This is a genomic window from Promicromonospora sp. NPDC050262, from assembly GCF_040655935.1.
Lineage (GTDB): Bacteria > Actinomycetota > Actinomycetes > Actinomycetales > Cellulomonadaceae > Promicromonospora.
Genome location: NZ_JBFAKX010000004.1, coordinates 327,515 through 348,954 on the forward strand (window position 1 = coordinate 327,515; position 21,440 = coordinate 348,954).

Sequence of the window (21,440 nt, forward strand, 5' to 3'; positions counted from 1 at the left end):
AAGCGCTCGGGGCGGCGCCGGACAGGACGTCCGCCGTGCCCTTCGCCGAGTCGGTACCGGCGTCCAGGAGGTGCGTCGGGACTGCTCCGAACATCAGGGGAGCGCTCTGCGCGACCGCCGACGAACCTGCCGTCGCACCGGGCAGGCCGCTGGTCTCCGGGCTGGTTGTTGCGTTTGTCACCGTGCCGATCACCGTGTCGTTCACCGCATCCTTCTCGAGGCATTGCTCCACGTCCGCTTCAACCGCCGTCCACGGCCTCGAATTCCCGGCGGCGCGCGCGGCATCCTGCTGCGACCGCGGCCCGCATCTGCCAAGGTGGAGCCATGCTGCTTCGACACATCGCGCGACCGCTGCTGGCCTCCTCGTTCATCTACGACGGCGTGCAGGCTGCCCGGAAGCCGAGCGAGCACGTGGCCGCCGCCCGCACGGGATCGGCCCTGGCGACCAAGGCACTCGGTGCCGAGCCGCTCAGCGAGAAGCAGGTCGCCACGCTCGTGCGCGCGCACGGGATCGCGACCGCCACGGCGGGCGCGCTGCTCGCGCTGGGCAAGGCGCCGCGCGCCTCCGCCCTCGCCCTCGCGCTGCTGACGCTGCCGCTCGCCGTCGTGAACCAGCCCTTCACCGCGCCCAAGGCGGAGCGGCCAGCGCGCACCGACCGGTTCCTGCACAACCTCGCCTCGGTCGGCGCCGCTCTCATCGCGGGTGCGGACCTGGAGGGCCGGCCGGGCATGTCGTGGCGCGTCCAGCAGGCTCGCGCGGCACGCGCGGAGAAGAAGGCCGCGGCCGCCGAGGCGTGACCGCCGGGTGCCGGACGCGCAGGCCACCCCCGGTGACCGGCGCGCCGGACACGAGCCGCCGCGCGGCTCCGCTCCGCGATAATCTCGGCACATGACTTCTTCGACCACCGCGCCCGCACCGACATGGGAGGCGCCGCTCGCCGGCGCGCCGCTGGACGCGACGGTCGAGGTACCCGGCAGCAAGTCGCTGACCAACCGGCTCCTGGTGCTCGCCGCCCTCGCGGACTCCCCGGGCACCCTGCGCGGCGCCCTGCGCAGCCGGGACGCGGACCTGATGATCGGCGCCCTGCGCGCCCTCGGCGCTCGGATCGAGGAGGGCGACCAGCCGAGCACGCTGCACGTCACGCCGGGGCCCGTCACCGGCGGCACCGAGGTCGACACCGGCCTGGCCGGCACGGTGATGCGGTTCCTGCCGCCGTTCGCCGCCCTCGCCGACGGCCCGGTCCGGTTCGACGGCGACCCCGAGGCCCGCGTGCGGCCGATGCTGCCGGTGCTCGCCGCGCTGCGCGCCCTCGGCATCACGGTGCACGACCCGGAGGGCACGGGCGACACCGGCGACCTGCCGAGCTACCTCCCCTTCACCGTCGAGGGCCGCGGCAGCGTGCCGGGCGGCTCCGTGGACGTCGACGCCTCGGGGTCCTCGCAGTTCGTGTCCGGGCTGCTCCTCGCCGCCGCGCGTTACGAGCGTGGCCTCACGCTGCGGCACATCGGCGCCACGCTGCCGAGCCTGCCCCACATCGAGATGACGGTCGCGACGCTGCGCGACGTCGGCGTCGAGGTCGACGACTCGCGGGACGGCATCTGGAGCGTGCGCCCCGGCCCCATCGCCGGCCGCGACGTGCGCGTCGAGCCCGACCTGTCCAACGCGGCACCGTTTCTCGCGTCGGCTCTCGTCGCGGGCGGCACGGTACGGGTCCCCGGCTGGCCGACCCTGACCACCCAGCCGGGCGCCATGGTGCCCGAGCTGCTGGAGCGCATGGGCGGCACCTCCACCCTGGCCGACGGCGTCCTGTCCGTGACCGGGACGGGCGAGATCCACGGGATCGACGTCGACCTGCACGCCGGCGGCGAGCTCGCACCGACGTTCGCCGCGCTGGCGGCGCTCGCCGACTCGCCCTCCCGGTTGCGCGGCATCGCGCACCTGCGGGGTCACGAGACCGACCGCCTGGCCGCGCTGGCCCGCGAGATCACGCGGCTCGGCGGGCAGGCGGAGGAGACCCGGGACGGCCTGGTCATCACGCCGCGGCCGCTGCGCGGCGACGTCGTGCGCACGTACGCCGACCACCGCATGGCCACCTCGGCCGCGCTGCTCGGCCTGCGCGTGCCAGGAGTGCTGGTGGAGAACATCGGCACCACGGCCAAGACCTTGCCCGACTTCACGGGCATGTGGCTGGGCATGCTGGGCTGATGGGCCGGCGCGACATCCGCGACGAGTCGGACTTCAGGTCTCGCCCGTCCAAGCGCGGGTCCAGGCCCCGGACCAAACAGCGCCCCGAGCACTCGGACGCCGTCACCGGGCTGGTCACCGGCGTGGACCGCGGGCGGTACACGCTGCTCGTGGACGAGGCGCTGACAGTGACCGCCATGAAGGCGCGCGAGCTCACCCGCACGCGGGTCGTCGTCGGCGACCGGGTCGACGTCGTGGGCGACACCTCCGGCGAGGAAGGGTCGCTCGCGCGGATCGTGCGCATCCAGGAGCGCACCGCCACGCTGCGCCGCACCGCCGACGACACCGACCCCTACGAGCGGATCGTCGTCGCCAACGCGGACCAGCTCGTCATCGTCACCGCGCTGGCCCAGCCCGAGCCGCGCACCGGCATGATCGATCGCTGCGTCGTGGCCGCCTACGACGCCGGGATGTCGGTGCTCCTGTGCCTGACCAAGGCGGACCTCGCCTCCCCCGACCACCTGCGCGAGCTCTACGAGCCGCTCGGGGTCGAGGTCGTGGTGACGCAGCGGGCGCCGTCGGGCGACGACGGCGCCGTGGTGCTCACGCCGGAGTCCGTCGAGGAGGTGCGCGACCGGCTGCGCGGCCTGGTGTCGGTGCTCGTGGGGCACTCGGGCGTCGGCAAGTCGACGCTGATCAACGCGCTGGTGCCCGAGGCGAGGCGGGCCACCGGGGTGGTCAACGACGTGACGGGGCGCGGCCGGCACACCTCGACGTCGGCGGTCGCGCTGCGGCTCCCGGTCGGGGCCCCGGAGGGCGAGCCCGAGGACGACGGCGCGCCCGACGAAGGTGGCGCCGCACCCGACGAAGGTGGCGCCGAGCCTGGCGAGGCATTCGACGGCTGGGTGATCGACACGCCGGGCGTGCGCTCGTTCGGCCTGGCGCACGTCGAGGTGGCGCACCTGCTGCAGGCGTTCGAGGACCTGAACGAGGTGGCGCAGGAGTGCCCCCGCGGCTGCACGCACCTCGCGGACGCCCCGGACTGCGCCCTCGACGACTGGGTCGAGGCCTCCCCCGACGACGAGCGGCAGGCCCGGGCAGCCCGGCTCGCCTCGTTCCGCCGCCTGCTCTCGTCCCGGACCGGCTCGGACGCCTGACCATGACCGACGGCACCCCGCGCTACGGCGCGGTGGACGTGCAGTACCTGGACGACGGCGGGGCGCGGGCCGCGCTGGTCGTCGCCGAGGACCCGACGTTCGCGACGCTGGTCGAGGAGCGCTCCGTGCTGGTCGAGCAGGTCGCGGAGTACCGGCCGGGGCGGTTCTACGAGCGCGAGCTGCCGCCGCTCCGCCAGGTGCTGGCCGGCGTCGCACCCCTGGACCTGCTGATCGTGGACGGTTACGTGGACCTCGACCCGGCCGGCAGCCCAGGGCTGGGCGCCCACGTGGCCGACGCCGGACTGGCCCCCGTGGTGCTCGGCGTGGCCAAGACCCGGTTTCACGCCGCGTCGCACGCCGCCGAGGTGCTGCGCGGCCGGTCCGCCCGTCCCCTGTACGTCACGGCGTCGGGGATGCCGCTCGTCGCCGCGGCCGACCTGGTCCGGGAGATGGCCGGCGAGGCGCGGTTCCCCGACGCGCTGCGCCGCGTGGACCGGCTGGCCCGCGGCGGGGACCCGGCGTAGCCGACCCGTCAGGGCTGGAGGAACATCCAGCGGTGCCCCTCCAGGTCCTCCGCCCGGTACGAGCGGCCGTACGGCGCCTCCTCGATCTTCGACAGCACCCCCGCGCCGGCGGCCTGGGCGTGGGCGAGGTGGGCCTCGACGTCGTCCACGTGGACCAGCACGCCGTCGATCACCCAGGGGGTCGACAGCCACGCGTCGGCGGCCCGGCAGTGCTTGCGGTGCTCGGCCGGTCCCTCGTAGGACGCGAGCTCCGAGAGCATCACGCGACCGCCGCCGGCGTCGAGCTCGCCGTGGGAGAGATGTCCGTCGTCGTCCAGCCAGCGTTCCGCCTCGGTGAAGCCGAAGGCCTTGATGAGCCAGTCCATGGCGGACACGCCGTCCTGGTAGGACAGCATGGGGACCACCCCGGTCGGACGGGCTGTGGTGGGTTCGGGCATGACGACCTCCTCGTTCTCGAACAAATGTACGAGTGTTTCGGAGATCTGTCGAGCGCTGGACCCGGTTACACCACCTGGAAGCCGAACAGCTCCACGGCCCACGGGTCCAGCCGGCCGGCGGACGGGCCGCCGTCGTCGGCCCCCTCGATGTTGAAGCCGAAGAACTCGCTCAGGGCGTGCTCCCCCAGCTCCAGCGGGTGGAACGGGAGCGCGTAGTCACCCCCGGCCGGGTGCTCGCCCGCCCAGAACGGCTGCTCGAAGGCGAGGCGCTCGCCCCTGTCCTCCAGCACGCCGTCGTCCGGGGACAGGCTCAGCGAGCGTACGAGCGTGCCGTCCCGCCACACCGCGAAGGCGAACCAGTCCACCACGCTGTGCATCGCGTGCAGGTACAGGGTGCGGCCCATGCTCGCGTCGACCAGGTGGGCGGGCAGCTGGGAGGGCCGGTCGAGCATGAGGGCCTGGTCGCACAGCACGTCCACCTCGGGCGTCGACAGGGCGCACGCCCGGCCCTCGGGCGGGAACACCGCGTCCCCGAGGTCCCAGGGCTCCTCGCCGTCCGGCCGGATCCGGGCCGGTGGCCACAGCAGGCCGAGCAGCTCGGCAGCGCTCGCCTCGTCGGCGAACTCGGCCGCGCCCGTCAGACCCGTCGCCACGTCTCCGTCCGCGTACACCAGCATCGCGGTCTTGGCACCCATCTCGTCTCCTGCCCTCGGCTGCTACCACTACCCTCGGCGTCCCGCCCCGGCGCCGGACACGAGAGTACGGGGACTGGGTGACACCGCCACTCCACTCGCGTGGGCTCGACACACGGCAGACTGAGCACATGCGCATCTACGTGCCCGCCACGCTCGACGAGCTCGACGCCGTCTCTCACGCCACCGACGCCGCCCGCTGGACCGTCGCGCCCCGCCGGGCCCACGCCGTGACCAAGGAGCTCGAGGCCGCCCTGCCCGACGAGGACGCCGAGAGCCTGGAGTACGTCGCCGCGCTCAACGCCGCCGACGACTCGCTGGCGCTGATCGCCGGCCGGCCCGACGCCCCGCACCAGCGCGTGATCATCACGGTGGAGGTCCCGGACGCGGCGGTCGGCCCCGTCCCGGCCGGCGGCTCGGACGACGACGAGCCCGTCGCCTCCGAGGTCCAGGTGACCAGCACGGTCGAGCAGGTGGCGATCGTCTGCGTGCACGTCGACGAGCCGGAGGCCGGCGCCGACATCGCCGACGTGCTGGCCGCGGCCGACGAGGAGAGCGACGCCGAGACGACGGCCGAGGTGGGCGAGGAGTCCGACACCGCGCTGGACGAGGCGCTGCAGCGCGTCACGGACCGCGACCTGCTCTGGTACGACTGGAGCGAGATCAAGGACGTCCCGCGCGCCTGACGCCGCCGTCAGCCGAGGAAGTCGAGCGCTTCCTTGTGCAGCTTGCCGTTCGTCGCCACCGCGTTCCCGCCCCACGGGCCGGGCCGGCCGTCGAGCGACGTGAAGGTGCCGCCCGCCTCGGTGACGATCGGCACGAGCGCGGCCATGTCGTAGACCTCGAGCTCGGGTTCGGCCGCGATGTCGACGGCGCCGTCGGCCACCAGCATGTACGACCAGAAGTCGCCGTACCCGCGGGTCCGCGCGCAGGCGCGGGTGAGGTCGAGGAACCCGTCCAGCTTCCCGCGCTCCTCCCAGCCGCCGAGGGACGCGTAGCTGAACGACGCGTCGGCGACGCGCGAGATGCCGGAGACCGACATCCGCGACGCGGACGCCAGCGACTTGCCGGTCCACGCGCCCGAGCCCTTGGCCGCCCACCAGCGCCGGCCGAGGGCGGGTGCGCTGACCAGGCCCACGACGACCTCGTCGCCGTCGGCCAGCGCGATGAGCGTGGCCCACACGGGGACGCCGCGCACGAAGTTCTTGGTGCCGTCGATCGGGTCCACGATCCAGCGCCGCGCGCCGCTGCCCGCGGAGCCGTACTCCTCGCCGACGATCGCGTCGCGCGTGCGCGCGCGGGCGAGCTGGCCGCGGATGAAGTCCTCGGCCGCGCGGTCGGCGTCGGACACTGGCGTCAGGTCGGGCTTGGTCTCCACCTTGAGGTCGAGCGCCCGGAAGCGGGACATGGTGATGGAATCGACCTGGTCGGCGATCACGTGCGCCAGACGCAGGTCGTCGGCGTAGTTGTCCTTCGTCACGGCGGCCACGGGCACAACCTAGCGCCGGATGCCAACTTTCCGCCGCCTAGCCGCGCCGGACGGGCGGATTGTTACGCGCGATGTGCCCCGTGCGGGCCGCCGGTCCGCTCAGACCACCACGGGCACGAGCTCCCGGACCCGCGTCGCGAGGCCCTCGAACGCGGCCCGCGCGGGCGATCCCGGCGCGCACTCGGCCAGCACGCGGCCTGCCAGCAGCGCGGCGTCGAGCCCGGCCGGGTCGTCCGGCACGAGGTGTGCGTCGCCCACTCCCCCGTAGCGCGCGAGGGCGTCGCGCACCTGGGCCTCGGCCCGGCGTCCGACGGCGGAGACCCGCACCCGGTTCACGACCACGACGCGGGCCGCCGGGATCGGCACAGCGGCGTCCCGCAGGTCCTCCAGGCCGCGCACCAGCCGCTGCAGCCCCACGGGGTCGGCGCTGCCGACCACGACCACGACGTCCGCGGCCTGGAGCGCGCTCAGGGTCGCGCCGTTGCGCTGCGGTGCGCGCGTGTCGTACATGAGCAGCTCGTCGGCCTCGAGCACCGGGCCACAGTCGACCACGGTCCAGGCCGCGAGCTCGCGGCTGCGCTGGAACACCACGTCGAGCGAGCTGGCGGGCAGCTCGGGCCAGCGGGACGCCCGGGTGATGCCCGTCAGGACGCGCACACCCGGCAGCACCACCGGGGCGTGCCCGGCCAGCGTCCGCACGTCGAGCACACCCTGGCCGGCCGCGCGGGCGGCGGCGGCCAGGCCGGGCGCGTCGTCGAGCAGGCCGAGGCGGGAGGTCACCGAGGAGGCGTAGGTGTCGGCGTCGGCCAGCACCACCGTGCTCGCACCGTGCGCCGGGGGCACCGGACGCGGCCGGCGCAGCACGCCGGAGCGGCGCGGCGCGGTGGCGCCCACCCCCGCGAGGGCCGCGGCGAGCTCGATGGCGGTGGTGGTCCGGCCGGGCGATCCGGCCGGACCCCAGACGGCGACGAGCATGCCGGGCCTGGTCCCGCTGTCGGGAAGGGCTGCCGGAGCGGCGCCCACCGCGGGTCCGGCGCCGTGGGCCGAGCCGTCGCCGCGGACCGCGGCGACCAGGTTCTCCGCGTCACCGCCCGCGACCACGGCGTCGCAGCCCAGACCTGCGAGGCGGGTGGCCGGCGTTGCCGGATCCTCGACCACGACGACCCGCAGGCCCGCGCCCCGCAGCCGCGCCACCGCGTCCCGGTCCAGGCCCGGCAGGTCCCCGGAGACGACCGCGGCCGTACCCGCGCCCGCCTCGGCCGCGGCCAGGAGCTCGGCGAGCTCCGCGCACCGCCGGGAGACGGTCATCCGCGGCTGCGCGCCGAGCACGGTCACCACCGCCGCCTCCTCCTCGGGTGCCTGCACCGCGACCAGGACGGTGACCGTCCGGTCCTCGCTCACCGGACACCGCCCGCCACGGGCACGACGGCGACGGTGCCGGCGTCGGAGAGCGCGGCCAGCACGGTCGGCAGGGAGTCCTCCGGGACCAGCACGTGCAGCGTCACCGTGCCGTCCACGACGATCGCGCCGTCCTGCGCGTCCACCTGCTCGACCACCACGTCCTTCGCCAGCGTGGCCGGCTCCGGTCGAGCCGCGCCCGCCTCGTGCGTGACGGGCACGTCGGGGACGAACCAGAGGTCCACCACCACACCGGCCCGGATGCGGTCCGACAGCCCCGAGCCCACGGGGACGGAGACCGAGCGGACGTCGGCGTCCGCGCCGAGGGCCGTCAGCGGCACCAGCTCGCCGTCGTCCACCACGCGGAGCACCACCAGGTCCGCGGGCAACGGCTCGGCGGCGGACAGATAGCGGCCCGTCCCGGACCCGAGGCGGACGTCGACCGTCCGCAGCGACTCGGCGGTCAGAGGCGCGCCGGGCGTGAGGGCACCGTCGGCCACGAAGACCGGGGTGGTGCGGCTCGCCGCCGAGACCACCCAGGAACCGCAGGCGACCGACAGCGCGACGATGACGAGGCCGGTCACGAGGCGCGGGTCGCGCCAGCCGGGCCTGCGCAGCCTGGTCGCGACCGGCTCGGGGAGGCCCTGCTCCCGGACTGCGGGCGCCGGGGCGGCCGGGGCATACGTCATCTCGGTCCTTCCGCGTACTTTGGTGGACTTTGGGTAGGGCGTCGAGTAGAAGTTGAGCCCCGAACCCGCTCAGAATGGTGCACAGCCTGGGCAGAGCGCCGGAACCATAGTGATCGAACGCCGCCGATCCGGCATCAGATAAACACTTCTTGTGGATAACCCCCTCATGTCGGTGTCTCGTGCCACACTGTTCCCATGGAAAAGCGCTTTCTCTCTCTGGCGGATGTGGTCGAGACCCTCAACATCTCGATGGCCCAGGGCTACGCACTGGTTCGTACCGGCGACCTTCCCGCCATCCAGGTGGGGCCCAAGAAGGTCTGGCGCGTCGAGGCAGCCGAGCTCGAGTCGTACATCGAGCGTATGTACGCAAAGAGCCGTGAGCGGCTCAAGGGCTCTGCGGCCGCTGACGGCTGAGCAGACGGCTGAAAGGCCGCGTCGTACACCGACGGGACCGGCACACTCCATGCGGGGTGAGACCGGTCCCGCTGTCCATTTCCGGGCATTCCAGTCGGTTTAGGGTGCCTCGCTGACAACCAGCAGGGCCGGGAAGGGAACCAGCCGGGCTCCGCGCCCGTCGAGCAGGTCGACGTCCAGGTGGTCGCGGCCCACGCGTGCGATGCGCCCGGCCGACACCCCGCTCAGGGTGCGCACGGCGACCCGCGCCCGGTCGCGCTGCAGGCTCCGCAACACCGGTCCCAGCCCGACGGAGTCCCGCCGTGACGTCGCGGACGCCGCGTGACGGGTCAGCCCGTGCACCGCCGCCACCGCGGCCAGCGGCACGAGGTGCTGGCTCGCCGGCTCCGGCCGGACCCCCTGGAGCAGCACCCACTCGTCCGCCGCCTCCAGCACGACGCCGCGCAACGGTGCGCCGTCGAGCAGCTCGACCGTCACCACCGCGCCGACGACGGCGCGGAACCTGTCGGCGAGCGTCATCGTCGCGTGCTCGGCGCGCGTCAGCTCGGACACGAGCGCGTCGGCCTCCGCCGCCACCTGCGCGCGGGCCTGCGCCTCGAGATCGCTGAAGAGCGCCTCCCAGCGCGTGGGGCCGGTCGGGCGCACGGATGTCATGGAGACACCCTGCGCCATCCACAGGCATCCCGCTCTCCGGTGGACACCCTCCTGACACCCCTGTTGAATAACGGTCGCCGGACGACATCAAGTGTCATCACTAGTGCCGTTCGGACTCATAGTGTCAGGAATCGAATCGCAGCAGGGGGAACCATGTCGACGCACGCCCTTGAGCACGCACCGGCTGCCGACCGCCACGACGTCGGCCGGAAGCCATCGCACCCCGACCGCCCGACGGCCGGCTCCCCGGCCTCGGCCCCGGACGCGGAGACCGGAGGCACCTGGAGAGGGCTCCTCGGGCTGCTCGCCGTCGGCACGGCGCTCGTCGCGGCGTGCGGTGTCCTCGGCACCCGCACGTGGCAGGTGGGGTCCGGCCTCGGTGCGGCGCTGTTCCCGGTGGAGGACGTCGTCGAGCTGGCGGCGGTCGCCGTCGGCACGGCGGTGGCCGGCTGGACGGGTGTGCACGCGCTCCTCGCGCTGGCCTGCGTCCTCGCGGACCGGCGCGGCAGGCGCTGGGCGGCGGCGGAACGCACCGTGGCCCGCCATGCGCCGGCCGTGGTGCGGCGCATGGCCCGGGTCGCCGCGGGTGCCGGGCTCGGTCTGGCGCTCACCGCGCCGACGGCGATGGCCCTGCCGGAGGCCGTCGGGGTACCCGCCGCGGAGGCGGGGCCCGCGGTCGTCCTCGACCTCGGCTGGCGGCCGACGAGCACGATGAGCGGGGAGCCGACGGGCCGCCCGGGCCGGTCGGTCGCCTCGGGCACCGGGTCGACGCCCGGGCGAGCGTCCCTGGTGGACCAGGACCGGCGTGCGGAAGCGGGCCGGGAACCGGTGACGGTCGAGACGGGCGACACGCTGTGGGCGATCGCCGCCGACGGGCTCGCTGCCGACAGGCCGTCCGATGGCGACCGGTCGGCCCGGGCCGGCGGCCCGGCCGACACCGATGGGCCGTCCGACGCAGAGATCGCCGAGGCCGTCGACCGCTGGCACGACGCCAACCGCCAGGTGCTGGGCTCCGACCCGGACCTGATCCGCCCGGGCACGGTGCTGCACCAGCCCTGAAAGTCGTCCGACCCACCGCACCGCCTCGCACCCGCACCGCGCCCCCAGGAGATTCCGGATGACCACGCTCGACAGCCCACCCGAGGCCACGAACACCGCGACGGAGCCCGCCACGCCGTCCCGCACCCGCCGCACTACTCCACGCCCGGCGGCCGGGGCGGCGGCGCTACCCACCCAGCGGCCCGCCGTGCCGCCGGCAGGACCGGTCACCGGACCCGGCATCGGCCGGCGGCTGCGCCGCATGCGGATCGGCGGCACGCCGTACCCCGAGCTGCAGAACGCGGCGGCTGCCCTGGAGGCGCTGTCCGGCCGACCGGTGCCCGAGCCGGACCCCACCCTGCCCGACCCCACCGCGCAGGTGTGCCGCGTGGTCCGCGCCGCGGTCGAGGTGCTGCGCGGCGAGCGCCCCGCCGCGCAGCTCGCCCGGTGGGTGACGCCACAGGTCTACGACCAGCTGCTGGAGCGGGGCCGGCTCATGCGGGAGGCCCGTCAGGTGCGGCCGCCGCGGCCCAAGGCGCACCCGGCCGCGGTACGGCGCGTGCGGCTGGTCCGGCTGGGCGCCACGTCCGCGGAGGCGACGGTGATCCTGCACGACGAGGGACGGGTGCGCGCCGCGGCCGTGCGGCTGGAGGCACGGCGCGGGGTGTGGCGCGTCGCGGTCCTCGAGATCGGCTGACCGGGTGGCTACACCCACTCCACGACGAGGTCGGCGGCGTCCCGGGTGGTGGCGATGAGGTCGGCGTTGCGCTGGTCGGTGCCGCGGGCCCACGCCTCGGCGTCGGGCAGGGGCTTGCCGAACGCGTGGTGGCGCGCGACGAGGCGCCGCAGGCGCTCGGCGTCGGGCAGGTCGACGTACCAGACCTCTGCCATCCGGGCGCGGGCTGCGGGCCAGGCGCCGTCGGCCGCGAGGAGGTAGTTGCCCTCCGTGATCACCAGCGGCTCGTCGGCCACGACGGTTCCTGCCGCCACGGGCTCCTCGATCTCGCGACGGAACTCCGGCGCGAAGACCTGCGGGCTGCCCGGCCGGCGGCCCGCGATGCGGGCGATCAGGGCGGCGTAGCCGGCGTCGTCGAAGGTGTCGATCGCGCCCTTGCGCGCGCGGCTGCCGCGGGCCTCCAGCACGGCGTTGGACAGGTGGAAGCCGTCCATCCCGACCACCACGGCCGTACCGGGCGCCAGTCCGTCGGCGAGGGCGGCGGCCAGGGTCGACTTTCCCGCGCCGGGCGGGCCGGTGATGCCGAGCACCCCGGCCTCGCCGTGCCGGACGGCGTCGTCGGCGAGCCGGGCCGCGCGCTCGACGAGCTCCGCGGTGGTCAGGCGCACGGCGCGTACTCCAGCCAGGACCGGGGGCCGACGTGCTGCACGCGGATGGACGCCACCCGGATCGCCTCCTGGACCGCGGACTCCAGCCCGGCGCCCTGGGCGAGCGCGACGCACAGGGCGCCGTGGAACGCGTCGCCCGCGCCGAGGGTGTCGCGCACCTCGACGCTCGGCACGTAGGTGGATCCGTGCCGTCCGTCCTTGTCGCACCAGGTCACGGGGGCGGATCCGTGCGTCGTGACGACGGCCCGGGACGTGGCGGCGTCCTCGGGCGCCCGGAAGTCCGCGGACCGGGCGGCGACGTCGGCCGCACCGAGCAGGTCCGCGAAGACCGGGCGCCAACGACCGGCGTCGAGCACGACGAGCGGGCGGGGTTCGAGGGCGAGGGCGTACGCGAGCACGCTCCGTGCCAGGTCGGGGTGGTGCCCGTCGAGCAGGACGACGTCGGGCCGCGGCAGGCCGTCGAGCTCCACGCGGGTGACGTCGAGGCCGTTGGTGAGGGTGGCGTCCGGCGAGACGACCGACCGGTCGCCGGTCACGTCGTCGACCAGCACGGCCGAGACGGCGATGGGGATCTCCCGGCCGCCCGCCGCGTCGTGGATCTCGACCCCGTGGTGCTCCAGGTCGCCCCGGGCGGCCGAACCCACCGGACCGGTGCCCATCGCGCTGATCAGCAGCGCACGCGCCCCGAGCGTCGCCGCGATGACCGCGGCGTTCGCCGCGGGGCCACCCGCGGAGACGTCCTGACGGACGGCGGTGATCTTCTCGTTGCGTCCGGGCCGGACGGCGCTGCGGTGGATCACATCGAGCGTCGTGAGACCTGCGAACCAGCAGGTCACCGGGGGTTTTTGCGGAGCTTTGGCGGCGGTGTCGCACATGGGGCAGAGGCTACCTTTGAAACCGGATGTCAGAGACCGGGCGTACTGTCCGAACATGACCACGACGGAGCCGACCATCCCGCCGACAACGCGCCCTGCCGTGTGGCGCGACCTGCTCCTGGACCAGCTCTCGTTCTACTGGGACGTCCACCTGTGGCCCCGCCTGGAGGGCCTCACCGACGCCGAGTATCTGTGGGAGCCCGCCTCGCCGGCATGGAGCGTACGCGCCGGGGCGGACGGGGAGCCCCGGCTCGAGCACGAGGTGCCCGAGCCGGAGATCCCGCCGGTCACGACGATCGCCTGGCGCATGGTGCACGTGGGCCGCGACGTGTTCGGGCGGCGCGCCCGGGCCTTGTTCGGCCCGACGGACGCGCCGCCCGACGCCGACATGTTCGACGCGCGGCACTGGCCCGAGGCCCCGGTCACGGCCGACGGCGGCCTGGCCGTGCTCGAGGAGGGCTACCGATCGTGGCAGGCCGGGATCGCCGCTCTGGACGACGAGTCGCTGATGCGCCCGATCGGCCCCAAGGGCGTGGCGTTCGCCGAGTTCCCGATGGCGGCGCTGGTGACCCACCTCAACCGCGAGGCCATGGCGCACGGCGGCGAGATCTGTCTGCTGCGCGACCTGTACCGGGCTCAGTACGCACCGTCCGCGTCGGCCACGGCGGGATAGGCCCGCTCCGCGAAGACCCGCAGCGCGTCCCGGACGAACGTCGCGCCCTCCGTGCCGCCGTAGTTCGCGGCGAACCGGTCGTCCGCCACGTACATGTCGGCCAGGCCCAGCAGGTAGCCGCGGTCGGGCAGCGGCTGCCCCGCGCCCGGCGTGCCCGGCACGGACGCGAGCCACTCGGCGTGCCGTGCGGCCAGGGCCTGGGCCTCGTCCGAGGCCGGGTCGGTCCCCGCCACCGCGGCGTCGGCCCAGTCCTTGCTGAGCGCCGCGACCCGCCCCTTCCACTCCTCCTGCTCCCGTGCGGTGAGGCCGCGCCACCACGCGTCGCCCCGCTGGTAGGCGTCGCGGCCCCAGCGTTCGGTGACCTCCTGCTCGTACTGCGTGTGGTCGAAGCCGTCGAACATGTCCTTCGCCATGATGTTCTCCTCGGTGGTGTCCGGGTCCTTCTCGAGATCCGCGACGGTCCGTTCGACCGACGCGATCTGCCGGGCCAGCCGGCCCTGCTCCGCCCGCAGCGACACGAGGTGCGTGCGCAGCGCCTGCGCTTCGTCCCGCTGGGCGTCGAGCACCTCGGCGATGGCGCCGAGGCCGAGCCCGAGATCACGCAGCAGCAGGATCCGCTGCAGCCGCACCAGCGCGGTGCGGTCGTAACGGCGCGGGCCCGCATCCGTCGTGCGGACGGCGGGCAGCAGGCCGACGGCGTCGTAGTGCCGCAGCGTCCGGCTCGTGACGCCGGTCAGCCGCGAGATCTCCTGGATGGACCATTGCATGTTCATCACCGTAAAGGTTGACGTCGCGTCAACTTCAAGTCCCAGTCTCCGCGGATCAAGCATGATCAAGCAACTAAACCTGTGGATAACTCATGTCCGATGCCGCTCGCGCCCAGACTGATCGTCATGACAGCATCGAGCGAGATCATCCCGGACCAGCCCCTGGTCGACGACGCGGCGCTCCTCGCCTTCGCGAACCTCCTGCACGGCGGCATCCGGCCGCGCCGCCGCACGCTCTGGTTCGCCCTGCTCGACGGCGCGCGCCGCCCGCTGCCGATGGTCGTACCCGTGGACCTCGTGCCGGACGAGCCCGACGCGCTCCTGACGAGCAACCTCGGCCGGGCCTGGCACGAGATCCTGCGGGGCGAGCCGGGCGCCTCGGTGCTGCTCGTGCTGGAACGCCCTGGCTCCCCCTACGCCTCGCCCGAGGACCACGCCTGGCACGCGGCCCTCCGGTCCGCCGCTGCCGAGCACGGGCTCACGGTCGCCGCGTTCTTCCTCGCGACGGCGGACGGCGTCGCCGCGCTGGCTCCGGACGCCGCATCGCCTCCGGACGACGCGCCGGCCGGACCCGAGCCCCGCATCAGGCCCCGATGGCCTCGAGCCGTTCCCACTCGTCGTCGGTGAACAGGCGCGACCGGATGAGGAACCGCACACCCTCGGGCGCCTCGACGCTGAAGCCGGCGCCACGGCCCGGGACCACGTCGATCGTCAGGTGGGTGTGCTTCCAGTACTCGAACTGGTTGCGGCTCATCCAGACCGGAACCGTGAACGACCCGGCCTCCGCGGCGGAGATCGCGAGGTCGCCGAGGTGCACGTCCGCGTCCCCGGTGATGAAGTCGCCGTCCGGGTAGCACATGGGCGACGAGCCGTCGCAGCAGCCGCCCGACTGGTGGAACATGAGCTCGCCGTGCTTGTCCCGCAGGCGCACGAGCAGCGCCGCCGCGTCGTCGGTCACGGCGACCCGCGCGGCGGGTGACCCGGTCACGGGGGCGGGGGTGGGGCGGACGTCGTCGGGCATGGAACCTCCCAGAACTCGAAGCCGAACCGGACGGCCGGGCGGGAGGCCGGTGACGTACCGGCCCGGCCTCCCGCCCGACGAGGTGCCCCCGGCCTAGAAGAAGCCCAGCTTGTTCGGGGAGTAGCTGACCAGCAGGTTCTTGGTCTGCTGGTAGTGGTCGAGCATCATCTTGTGGTTCTCGCGGCCCACGCCCGAGCCCTTGTACCCGCCGAACGCCGCCGCGGCCGGGTAGGCGTGGTAGTTGTTCGTCCACACCCGGCCGGCCTCGATCGCCCGCCCGGCCCGGTACGCGTCCGCGCCGGAGCGCGTCCACACGCCCGCGCCCAGCCCGTAGAGGGTGTCGTTGGCGATCTTGATCGCGTCGTCGAACTCGGCGAACTCGGTGACCGCGACCACGGGCCCGAAGATCTCCTCCTGGAAGATCCGCATCTCGTTCTTGCCCTCGAAGATCGTGGGCGTCACGTAGTAGCCGCCCGCGAGGTCGCCCTCCAGCTCCGCCCGGTGGCCGCCGGTGAGCACCTTGGCACCCTCGGCCCGGCCGATGTCGAAGTAGCTGAGGATCTTCTCGAGCTGGTCGTTGCTCGCCTGCGCCCCGATCATCGTGTCCGTGTCCAGCGGGTTGCCCTGCTTGATCGCCTCGGTGCGTGCCACGGCGTCGGCCAGGAACGAGCTGTAGATGTCGCTCTGGATGAGCGCGCGCGACGGGCACGTGCACACCTCGCCCTGGTTGAGGGCGAACATCGTGAAGCCCTCCAGGGCCTTGTCGTAGTAGTCGTCGTGCGCCGCCGCGACGTCGCTGAAGAACAGGTTCGGCGACTTGCCGCCCAGCTCCAGCGTCACCGGGATGATGTTCTGCGACGCGTACTGCATGATCAGGCGGCCCGTCGTGGTCTCGCCCGTGAAGGCGATCTTGCGGATCCGGGACGAGCTCGCGAGCGGCTTGCCCGCCTCCGCGCCGAACCCGTTGACCACGTTCACGACGCCCGGCGGCAGCAGGTCCGCGATGAGCTCCATGAGGTACAGGATCGACGTCGGCGTCTGCTCGGCCGGCTTGAGCACCACGGCGTTGCCCGCAGCGAGCGCCGGCGCCAGCTTCCACACCGCCATCAGGATCGGGAAGTTCCACGGGATGATCTGCCCCACGACACCCAGCGGCTCGTGGAAGTGGTACGCGATCGTGTCGCCGTCGATCTCGCTGATCGACCCCTCCTGGGCCCGGATCGCGCCCGCGAAGTAGCGGAAGTGGTCGATGGCCAGCGGGAGGTCCGCGTTGAGGGTCTCGCGGACGGGCTTGCCGTTCTCCCAGGTCTCCGCGACGGCCAGCTCCTCGAGGTGCTCCTCCATGCGGTCGGCGATCTTGTTCAGGATGATCGCGCGCTCGGTGACCGACGTGCGTCCCCACGCGGGCGCCGCGCCGTGTGCGGCGTCGAGGGCCCGGTCGATGTCGTCGGCGTCGCCGCGTGCGACCTCGGTGAAGGTGCGTCCGGTCACGGGGCTGGGGTTCTCGAAGTACTGCCCGTTCGCCGGGGGTACGTACTCGCCGCCGATCCAGTGGTCGTACCGGGGCCGGAAGCTGGCGATGGCACCTTCCGTACCTGGGGCTGCGTACACGGTCATGGTCTGCCTCCTCGCAGGATCTCGCGCCCGCCTCCGGGTTGCCCGACGGCGGAGCCGCGCCCCAGGCGCACCGGTGCGCCCGAGTGCGGCGAGGTTAGGCAGCGGGGCGTTGCATCCGCGTTGCAACCCGACCGTGACCTCGCAGGGGCAAGCCGGGAGGGCGCCGGCACAGATGGACTCATGAGGACAGATCGCCGGACCGACCGTGCCCGTGCGACGAGCCGACACCGAGGAGAAGCCCCCATGAACCTCGCACCACGCCGCACCGCCCCCACGGTCCCGCTGATGGTCCCGCTCGCCGCGGCACTGAGCGTGGTGCTGGCGCTCGCGGGCTGCACCGCCGACGACGGCGGGTCGGGCGCCGCCGAGGAGGCGACCAGCCTGTCGGCCCCCGACGCGGCCCCCGACGGCGCGCCGGCCCCGGACGCCGCGCGGGCTCCCGAAGCCCTGAGCGACGAGGCGTTCGTCCCGCCCTACCCGGAGCCCTACCCCGAGCCCGGCCCGGTCGACCCCGCGGGCGAGGAGTACGACGACTCCCCCGAGTCGCCGTTCCTCGACGTCGCCACGAGCCCGCTGTCCACGTTCTCGGCCGACGTCGACACGGCGTCCTACTCGAACCTGCGCCGTCAGGTGAACCAGGGCGTCGCGCCCGAGGGGGTGCGCATCGAGGAGCTGGTCAACTACTTCGACTACGACTACGACGCGCCCGCCGCCGGGGCCGAGCACCCCTTCTCGGTGACCACCGAGGTGGCGCGGGCCCCGTGGAACCCGGAGCACCAGCTCGCCATGGTGGGCGTGCAGGCCACGGAGGCGGTGCCGACGTCGGAGGGCAACAACATCGTCTTCCTGCTGGACGTGTCCGGGTCCATGGACGAGCCGAACAAGCTGCCCCTGCTGGCGGAGTCGTTCGCGCTGCTGGTGGAGCAGCTCGACGAGCGCGACCGCGTGTCGATCGTGACGTACGCGGGCGACAACCGCGTGGTCGCCGACTCGGTGCCCGGCTCGGAGCACGGCGTGCTGGTGGACCATCTGCGGTCGCTGCGGGCCGGCGGTTCCACGGGTGGTGCGGCCGGCCTGACCACGGCGTACGAGCTGGCCGAGAAGAACTTCGTCGAGGGTGGCAACAACCGGGTGATCCTGGCGACCGACGGCGACTTCAACGTGGGGCCGTCCTCGCCCCAGGAGCTCACGACGCTGGTCGAGGCGGAGCGGGCGTCCGGGGTGTACGTGTCGGTGCTGGGCTTCGGCATGTACAACCTGAAGGACAGCATGATGGAGGCGATCGCGGTCCACGGGAACGGCAACTACGCGTACATCGACACCCTGGCCGAGGCGCGCAAGGTGCTGGTCGACGAGTTCGGCTCGACGATGTTCGTCGTGGCCCAGGACCTGAAGCTGCAGGTCGAGCTGAACCCGGCCACCGTCGGCTCGTACCGGCTGATCGGGTACGACAACCGGCGCCTGGCGGACGAGGACTTCGACGACGACACGAAGGACGCGGGCGACGTGGGCGCGGGCCACTCCGTGACGGCGTTCTACGAGCTCGTCCCGGCCGGTTCGGACGGCGGCAAGGGCTCGGACGGCGGCCTGAAGTACTCCGACCGGGAGGTCGGCACGAGCGACGACTTCATGACGGTGCACGTGCGGTACAAGTCGCCGGACGGCGGGGTGTCGGCAGCGAGCACCGAGGTGGAGTTCCCGGTCGGCGCCGCCGCGTACACGACGGCGCCGTCCGCGGACTTCGAGTTCGCCTCCGCGGTCGCGGAGCTGGGGCTGATCGCCACGGGCTCGGAGTACCGGGCGGAGGCGAACCTCGACGGGGCTCGCACCCGGGCGGCGGGTGCGCTGGGCGCGGACCCGTACGGGCTGCGGGCGGAGTTCGTCGACCTGGTCGACGCCTACCGCGAGATGGGGTGAGGGTGGGGTGATCTCGACGCGGGACCGCGTCTGTCACCCGGCGCGCTTTCGACAAACCCGATCGAAAGACATACAGAAAGCGCTGGAGATAGTTTTACCGCCGACGAACCGTCCGGGAATTTTCGACCGGGCGCGATCAATGCCGAATTCGAATCCGCACCGGCCGCACGCTACCGGGGAATGACGCCGGACACCGATCTTCGCGCTTTCGGTCCCCGAGGTCGTTCTCGAGGTGGACCGTGCGCTCCGGGCGGCCGGCCGACCACGGGGCGGTCAGGAGCCGTCGCGTGACGTGAGGATCGTCCGGTTGCCGAGCGGCTCGCGGGAGTCGAGTGCGCGCTGCGCGCCCTGCGACTGCTGGACCATGTCGACGGCGACCCGCAGGTCCTCGACGGCCCAGTCGAGCGAGGTCTCGATGTGGGTGGCCTGGGCGAGCAGGGTGCGAGCCTGGGTGACCGAGGTGGGCGGGGCGTCGGTGAGCCGCTGGGCCCCGGCCTGGCGCGCCTCGGCAAGCGCCTGGGCGAGCACGTCGCGCGTGGCCGGGTCCGCGACCTGGCCCTCCGAGCCCTCGTAGACCCGCTCGGCCGTCTCGAGGACGGCGGCGAGGTCGTGCGACCGGGCCGAGGTGCTGGTGACCTGGGTGTCGATCTGGGCGGTCAGGGTGAGGATGCGGCCGGTCTCCTCGGCGCGGGCGGACATGGACCAGAGCGTGACGGCGACCGCCAGGCACGTGATGATCGCGGCGCCGAAGGTCCACCGGCGGCGGCCACGTGCGCCGGCGAGGTCGAGGCCTGCGCCGGGTTCGGGCGGCGGCGCAGGGGTGTCGAGCGCGGGCAGGTTCGCGAGCTCGATCGCGGGCAGTGCGCGGCTCGGACTGTCTCCGGCCTGTTCATCAGTTTCAGACATCTGCGATTCCGGTCTAGCTAAAGCGATGGTGTTCAACTCTTCCCCCAAAGAGAGTTCTCATGAAAACTATCTGTCGGACGCGAAGCCCGTTTAACTACCGGTGCGATTGACGCTAAGACTACTTTCCGCGTCACGCGCGGCGAGACCGTAATGCGTCTGTGATCTGTGGAAAACCCGCCTGAGACGGTGGAAAACTTGGCGATCACGGTGGACAACTTGTTGATGAACTTGGTCCGATGCCTACACTGGCGTGGTTCGACGACGACGTCGGGACAGGGTGAGGGGCAGCATGCAGCAGGTGCCACACCGGGACGCGCGCTGGGTTCGCGCGGCATATGAGAGCTTCGTCGGTTCCGCCGGCTCACTGGAGCCGGACGGGATCGACCCGATCGTCGCGGCGTCGTGGCGGCGGAGCCTGCGCAACGGTGTGGACCCCGACCGGCCGAGCGCGGTGACGGTCGCGGCGTCGGGCGAGCTGGACGAGTACCGCAGCGCCCATCCCCTGGCCGGCGCGATGCCGCTGGTCCGCGACCTGGTGGGCGGGGCGACGGGCGACGGCCTGGTGGTCGCGGTGTCCGACGACGTCGGCCGCCTCCTGTGGGTCGAGGGCCGCGGGCAGGTGCGCTCCGCCGTGGACGGTGTCGGCTTCGTCGAGGGCGCGCTCTGGCGGGAGGACTCCGTGGGCACCAACGCGCCCGGGACCGCACTCGCCACGCGCCGCGCCGTCCAGGTGCTCGGCGCCGAGCACTTCGCGCGCCCGGTCCAGCGGCTGAACTGCACCGCGGCCCCGGTGCACGACCCGGCGGGCGGCATCATCGGCGTCCTCGACCTGACCGGCGGCAGCGCCGCCGGGTCCCACGTGGCCCTCGCCCTGGTGCGCGCCACGGTCGCCATGGTCGAGCGCGAGCTCGCCCTGCGGGCCACGGACGCGACGGCGGCGGACGGCGGGCGCGCGCCCTGGGCGGGCGACGTCGGCCCGGACGGGGACGCCGGCACGGCAGGTGGTGCGGCCGACCGCGCCCCCGACCTGCGCCTGCTCGGCGCGCCGACGCTGCGCGGCCGCCGGCTCTCCCTGCGGCACGCCGAGATCCTGCTGCTGCTCGCCGAACGCCCCCGCGGCCTCAGCGCCGAGGAGCTCGCCGTGCTGCTGCACCCGGGCGACCTCTCGCTGGTGGCCGTGCGGGCAGAGATCTCCCGCCTGCGCCGGGTGGCCGACGGCGTGCTCGACGGTCCGCTGCTGGCCGGCTCCCGTCCGTACCGGCTCGCCCGGATGCTCCGGTCCGACGTCGACACGGTGCGCACCCGGCTGCGGCACGGCGACGTGCGCGGGGCGCTGTCGGTGTACCCCGAGCCCTTGCTGCGCCGGTCGGTCGCGCCCGGTGTGGAGCGGCTGCGCGAGGAGCTGGAGGCCGAGGTGCGGGCGGCCGTGCACGCCTGCGACGACGCGGCCGCCGTCGAGCAGTGGACCGCCCGTGACGAGGGCGCGGAGGACCACACGGCCTGGACACGACTGGTGCGGCTGACCGAGCCCGGCGGACCGCGGGCCGCCCGCGCGCGGGCGCACCTGGCCGTGCTGGAACGAAGGCTCTCCTGAGCGGTACGGGCCGGGATCATCCTGACCCTTGCCTGTGTTCCTAGACTCG

Annotated in this window: 24 protein-coding genes; 12 read left to right on the forward strand and 12 right to left on the reverse strand. The window is 73.7% G+C overall.

The genetic code is table 11. The features are described 5' to 3' along the window. Nucleotides 1–324 precede the first annotated feature (324 nt). The 4 genes from AB0I29_RS08900 (at nt 325) to AB0I29_RS08915 (ending at nt 3,866) form a co-directional block, all read left to right on the forward strand. Nucleotides 325–798, forward strand: coding sequence for a DoxX family membrane protein (locus AB0I29_RS08900; RefSeq protein ID WP_357480499.1), 474 nt, complete (start codon nt 325–327; stop codon nt 796–798). Between the two features lie 91 nt (nt 799–889). Then, entirely contained in the window at nt 890–2,206 is a 1,317-nt protein-coding gene (gene aroA / locus AB0I29_RS08905) for a 3-phosphoshikimate 1-carboxyvinyltransferase (protein ID WP_285102594.1), read from the forward strand. Next, on the forward strand, nt 2,206–3,342 hold the full coding sequence (locus AB0I29_RS08910; RefSeq protein ID WP_357480503.1) for a ribosome small subunit-dependent GTPase A: 1,137 nt from the start codon (nt 2,206–2,208) through the stop codon (nt 3,340–3,342). The genes aroA and AB0I29_RS08910 overlap by 1 nt, the downstream gene beginning before the upstream one ends. A 2-nt stretch (nt 3,343–3,344) precedes the next feature. Continuing rightward, complete coding sequence (locus AB0I29_RS08915; RefSeq protein WP_357480506.1) at nt 3,345–3,866, forward strand: endonuclease V; 522 nt, start codon at nt 3,345–3,347, stop codon at nt 3,864–3,866. Between the two features lie 8 nt (nt 3,867–3,874). Here the strand turns inward: AB0I29_RS08915 and AB0I29_RS08920 are convergent, their stop codons facing one another. Beyond that, a complete protein-coding gene (locus AB0I29_RS08920; RefSeq protein ID WP_285102591.1) occupies nt 3,875–4,303 on the reverse strand; it encodes a VOC family protein in 429 nt (142 codons plus the stop codon). 65 nt (nt 4,304–4,368) lie between these two features. Beyond that, complete coding sequence (locus tag AB0I29_RS08925) at nt 4,369–4,998, reverse strand: hypothetical protein (protein ID WP_285102590.1); 630 nt, start codon at nt 4,996–4,998, stop codon at nt 4,369–4,371. 128 nt (nt 4,999–5,126) lie between these two features. On the opposite strand from AB0I29_RS08925, the gene AB0I29_RS08930 reads away from it, so the two are divergent. Further along, complete coding sequence (locus AB0I29_RS08930) at nt 5,127–5,681, forward strand: hypothetical protein (protein WP_357480510.1); 555 nt, start codon at nt 5,127–5,129, stop codon at nt 5,679–5,681. A gap of 8 nt (nt 5,682–5,689) precedes the next feature. Here the strand turns inward: AB0I29_RS08930 and hisN are convergent, their stop codons facing one another. The 3 genes from hisN to AB0I29_RS08945 all read right to left on the reverse strand — a co-directional run bounded on the left by hisN (nt 5,690) and on the right by AB0I29_RS08945 (nt 8,571). After that, nucleotides 5,690–6,490 carry a histidinol-phosphatase gene (hisN, locus tag AB0I29_RS08935; protein ID WP_285102588.1) on the reverse strand — a complete coding sequence of 267 codons (801 nt, stop codon included), beginning with the start codon at nt 6,488–6,490 and terminating at the stop codon, nt 5,690–5,692. A 93-nt stretch (nt 6,491–6,583) separates the two neighbouring features. Next, a complete protein-coding gene (locus AB0I29_RS08940) occupies nt 6,584–7,885 on the reverse strand; it encodes a hypothetical protein (RefSeq protein ID WP_357480514.1) in 1,302 nt (433 codons plus the stop codon). Next, nucleotides 7,882–8,571, reverse strand: a complete 690-nt coding sequence (locus AB0I29_RS08945; protein WP_357480517.1) for a hypothetical protein — start codon at nt 8,569–8,571, stop codon at nt 7,882–7,884. Before AB0I29_RS08945 ends, AB0I29_RS08940 begins: the two co-directional genes overlap by 4 nt. A 195-nt stretch (nt 8,572–8,766) precedes the next feature. Between AB0I29_RS08945 and AB0I29_RS08950 the strand changes: the two genes are divergently transcribed. Continuing rightward, entirely contained in the window at nt 8,767–8,985 is a 219-nt protein-coding gene (locus AB0I29_RS08950) for a helix-turn-helix domain-containing protein (RefSeq protein ID WP_020016485.1), read from the forward strand. Nucleotides 8,986–9,084: 99 nt separating this feature from the next. Here the strand turns inward: AB0I29_RS08950 and AB0I29_RS08955 are convergent, their stop codons facing one another. After that, nucleotides 9,085–9,639: a hypothetical protein gene (locus AB0I29_RS08955; protein ID WP_357480521.1), complete on the reverse strand. Its 555-nt coding sequence runs from the start codon at nt 9,637–9,639 to the stop codon at nt 9,085–9,087. 153 nt (nt 9,640–9,792) lie between these two features. Between AB0I29_RS08955 and AB0I29_RS08960 the strand changes: the two genes are divergently transcribed. Continuing rightward, a complete protein-coding gene (locus AB0I29_RS08960; RefSeq protein WP_357480524.1) occupies nt 9,793–10,698 on the forward strand; it encodes a hypothetical protein in 906 nt (301 codons plus the stop codon). A gap of 58 nt (nt 10,699–10,756) precedes the next feature. Next, entirely contained in the window at nt 10,757–11,374 is a 618-nt protein-coding gene (locus AB0I29_RS08965; protein ID WP_357480527.1) for an Rv3235 family protein, read from the forward strand. Nucleotides 11,375–11,382: 8 nt separating this feature from the next. On the opposite strand, the gene AB0I29_RS08970 is transcribed toward AB0I29_RS08965, so the two are convergent. Both AB0I29_RS08970 and AB0I29_RS08975 read right to left on the reverse strand, forming a co-directional pair. Next, entirely contained in the window at nt 11,383–12,021 is a 639-nt protein-coding gene (locus AB0I29_RS08970; RefSeq protein WP_357480530.1) for a nucleoside/nucleotide kinase family protein, read from the reverse strand. After that, nucleotides 12,012–12,896 (reverse strand): PfkB family carbohydrate kinase, encoded by an 885-nt coding sequence (locus AB0I29_RS08975; RefSeq protein WP_357480533.1) that lies wholly within the window; start codon nt 12,894–12,896, stop codon nt 12,012–12,014. Before AB0I29_RS08975 ends, AB0I29_RS08970 begins: the two co-directional genes overlap by 10 nt. A gap of 55 nt (nt 12,897–12,951) precedes the next feature. Between AB0I29_RS08975 and AB0I29_RS08980 the strand changes: the two genes are divergently transcribed. After that, the gene (locus AB0I29_RS08980) at nt 12,952–13,569 is read left to right on the forward strand and encodes a DinB family protein (protein ID WP_285102576.1); all 618 of its coding nucleotides are present in this window, start codon (nt 12,952–12,954) and stop codon (nt 13,567–13,569) included. Here the strand turns inward: AB0I29_RS08980 and AB0I29_RS08985 are convergent. Beyond that, nucleotides 13,533–14,336 (reverse strand): MerR family transcriptional regulator, encoded by an 804-nt coding sequence (locus tag AB0I29_RS08985; RefSeq protein ID WP_357480537.1) that lies wholly within the window; start codon nt 14,334–14,336, stop codon nt 13,533–13,535. The genes AB0I29_RS08980 and AB0I29_RS08985 overlap by 37 nt on opposite strands. A gap of 126 nt (nt 14,337–14,462) precedes the next feature. Here AB0I29_RS08985 and AB0I29_RS08990 point away from each other — a divergent pair, with 126 nt between their 5' ends. Continuing rightward, nucleotides 14,463–14,963, forward strand: coding sequence for a hypothetical protein (locus AB0I29_RS08990; protein ID WP_357480540.1), 501 nt, complete (start codon nt 14,463–14,465; stop codon nt 14,961–14,963). Here the strand turns inward: AB0I29_RS08990 and AB0I29_RS08995 are convergent. Continuing rightward, on the reverse strand, nt 14,920–15,357 hold the full coding sequence (locus tag AB0I29_RS08995; RefSeq protein WP_357480543.1) for a DUF779 domain-containing protein: 438 nt from the start codon (nt 15,355–15,357) through the stop codon (nt 14,920–14,922). The two genes, AB0I29_RS08990 and AB0I29_RS08995, sit on opposite strands and share 44 nt — an antisense overlap. Nucleotides 15,358–15,450: 93 nt before the next feature. Next, complete coding sequence (locus AB0I29_RS09000) at nt 15,451–16,974, reverse strand: aldehyde dehydrogenase family protein (protein ID WP_285102569.1); 1,524 nt, start codon at nt 16,972–16,974, stop codon at nt 15,451–15,453. 243 nt (nt 16,975–17,217) lie between these two features. Here AB0I29_RS09000 and AB0I29_RS09005 point away from each other — a divergent pair, with 243 nt between their 5' ends. Continuing rightward, complete coding sequence (locus AB0I29_RS09005) at nt 17,218–18,891, forward strand: von Willebrand factor type A domain-containing protein (protein WP_357480547.1); 1,674 nt, start codon at nt 17,218–17,220, stop codon at nt 18,889–18,891. Between the two features lie 273 nt (nt 18,892–19,164). Here AB0I29_RS09005 and AB0I29_RS09010 read toward each other — a convergent pair whose 3' ends face one another. Further along, nucleotides 19,165–19,797 carry a hypothetical protein gene (locus AB0I29_RS09010; protein ID WP_285102566.1) on the reverse strand — a complete coding sequence of 211 codons (633 nt, stop codon included), beginning with the start codon at nt 19,795–19,797 and terminating at the stop codon, nt 19,165–19,167. 289 nt (nt 19,798–20,086) lie between these two features. On the opposite strand from AB0I29_RS09010, the gene AB0I29_RS09015 reads away from it, so the two are divergent. Continuing rightward, nucleotides 20,087–21,391, forward strand: a complete 1,305-nt coding sequence (locus tag AB0I29_RS09015) for a transcriptional regulator (protein ID WP_357480551.1) — start codon at nt 20,087–20,089, stop codon at nt 21,389–21,391. The last annotated feature ends 49 nt before the right edge of the window (nt 21,392–21,440 follow it).

Bases quoted from the DNA above. Each gene is read 5' to 3' on its own strand.
- AB0I29_RS08900 (WP_357480499.1), top strand. From the start codon at position 325: ATGCTGCTTCGACACATCGCGCGACCGCTGCTGGCCTCCTCGTTCATC.
- aroA (WP_285102594.1), top strand. From the start codon at position 890: ATGACTTCTTCGACCACCGCGCCCGCACCGACATGGGAGGCGCCGCTC.
- AB0I29_RS08910 (WP_357480503.1), top strand. From the start codon at position 2,206: ATGGGCCGGCGCGACATCCGCGACGAGTCGGACTTCAGGTCTCGCCCG.
- AB0I29_RS08915 (WP_357480506.1), top strand. From the start codon at position 3,345: ATGACCGACGGCACCCCGCGCTACGGCGCGGTGGACGTGCAGTACCTG.
- AB0I29_RS08920 (WP_285102591.1), bottom strand. From the start codon at position 4,303: ATGCCCGAACCCACCACAGCCCGTCCGACCGGGGTGGTCCCCATGCTG.
- AB0I29_RS08925 (WP_285102590.1), bottom strand. From the start codon at position 4,998: ATGGGTGCCAAGACCGCGATGCTGGTGTACGCGGACGGAGACGTGGCG.
- AB0I29_RS08930 (WP_357480510.1), top strand. From the start codon at position 5,127: ATGCGCATCTACGTGCCCGCCACGCTCGACGAGCTCGACGCCGTCTCT.
- AB0I29_RS08945 (WP_357480517.1), bottom strand. From the start codon at position 8,571: ATGACGTATGCCCCGGCCGCCCCGGCGCCCGCAGTCCGGGAGCAGGGC.
- AB0I29_RS08950 (WP_020016485.1), top strand. From the start codon at position 8,767: ATGGAAAAGCGCTTTCTCTCTCTGGCGGATGTGGTCGAGACCCTCAAC.
- AB0I29_RS08955 (WP_357480521.1), bottom strand. From the start codon at position 9,639: ATGACATCCGTGCGCCCGACCGGCCCCACGCGCTGGGAGGCGCTCTTC.
- AB0I29_RS08960 (WP_357480524.1), top strand. From the start codon at position 9,793: ATGTCGACGCACGCCCTTGAGCACGCACCGGCTGCCGACCGCCACGAC.
- AB0I29_RS08965 (WP_357480527.1), top strand. From the start codon at position 10,757: ATGACCACGCTCGACAGCCCACCCGAGGCCACGAACACCGCGACGGAG.
- AB0I29_RS08975 (WP_357480533.1), bottom strand. From the start codon at position 12,896: ATGTGCGACACCGCCGCCAAAGCTCCGCAAAAACCCCCGGTGACCTGC.
- AB0I29_RS08980 (WP_285102576.1), top strand. From the start codon at position 12,952: ATGACCACGACGGAGCCGACCATCCCGCCGACAACGCGCCCTGCCGTG.
- AB0I29_RS08985 (WP_357480537.1), bottom strand. From the start codon at position 14,336: ATGCAATGGTCCATCCAGGAGATCTCGCGGCTGACCGGCGTCACGAGC.
- AB0I29_RS08990 (WP_357480540.1), top strand. From the start codon at position 14,463: ATGACAGCATCGAGCGAGATCATCCCGGACCAGCCCCTGGTCGACGAC.
- AB0I29_RS08995 (WP_357480543.1), bottom strand. From the start codon at position 15,357: ATGCCCGACGACGTCCGCCCCACCCCCGCCCCCGTGACCGGGTCACCC.
- AB0I29_RS09000 (WP_285102569.1), bottom strand. From the start codon at position 16,974: ATGACCGTGTACGCAGCCCCAGGTACGGAAGGTGCCATCGCCAGCTTC.
- AB0I29_RS09005 (WP_357480547.1), top strand. From the start codon at position 17,218: ATGAACCTCGCACCACGCCGCACCGCCCCCACGGTCCCGCTGATGGTC.
- AB0I29_RS09010 (WP_285102566.1), bottom strand. From the start codon at position 19,797: ATGTCTGAAACTGATGAACAGGCCGGAGACAGTCCGAGCCGCGCACTG.
- AB0I29_RS09015 (WP_357480551.1), top strand. From the start codon at position 20,087: ATGCAGCAGGTGCCACACCGGGACGCGCGCTGGGTTCGCGCGGCATAT.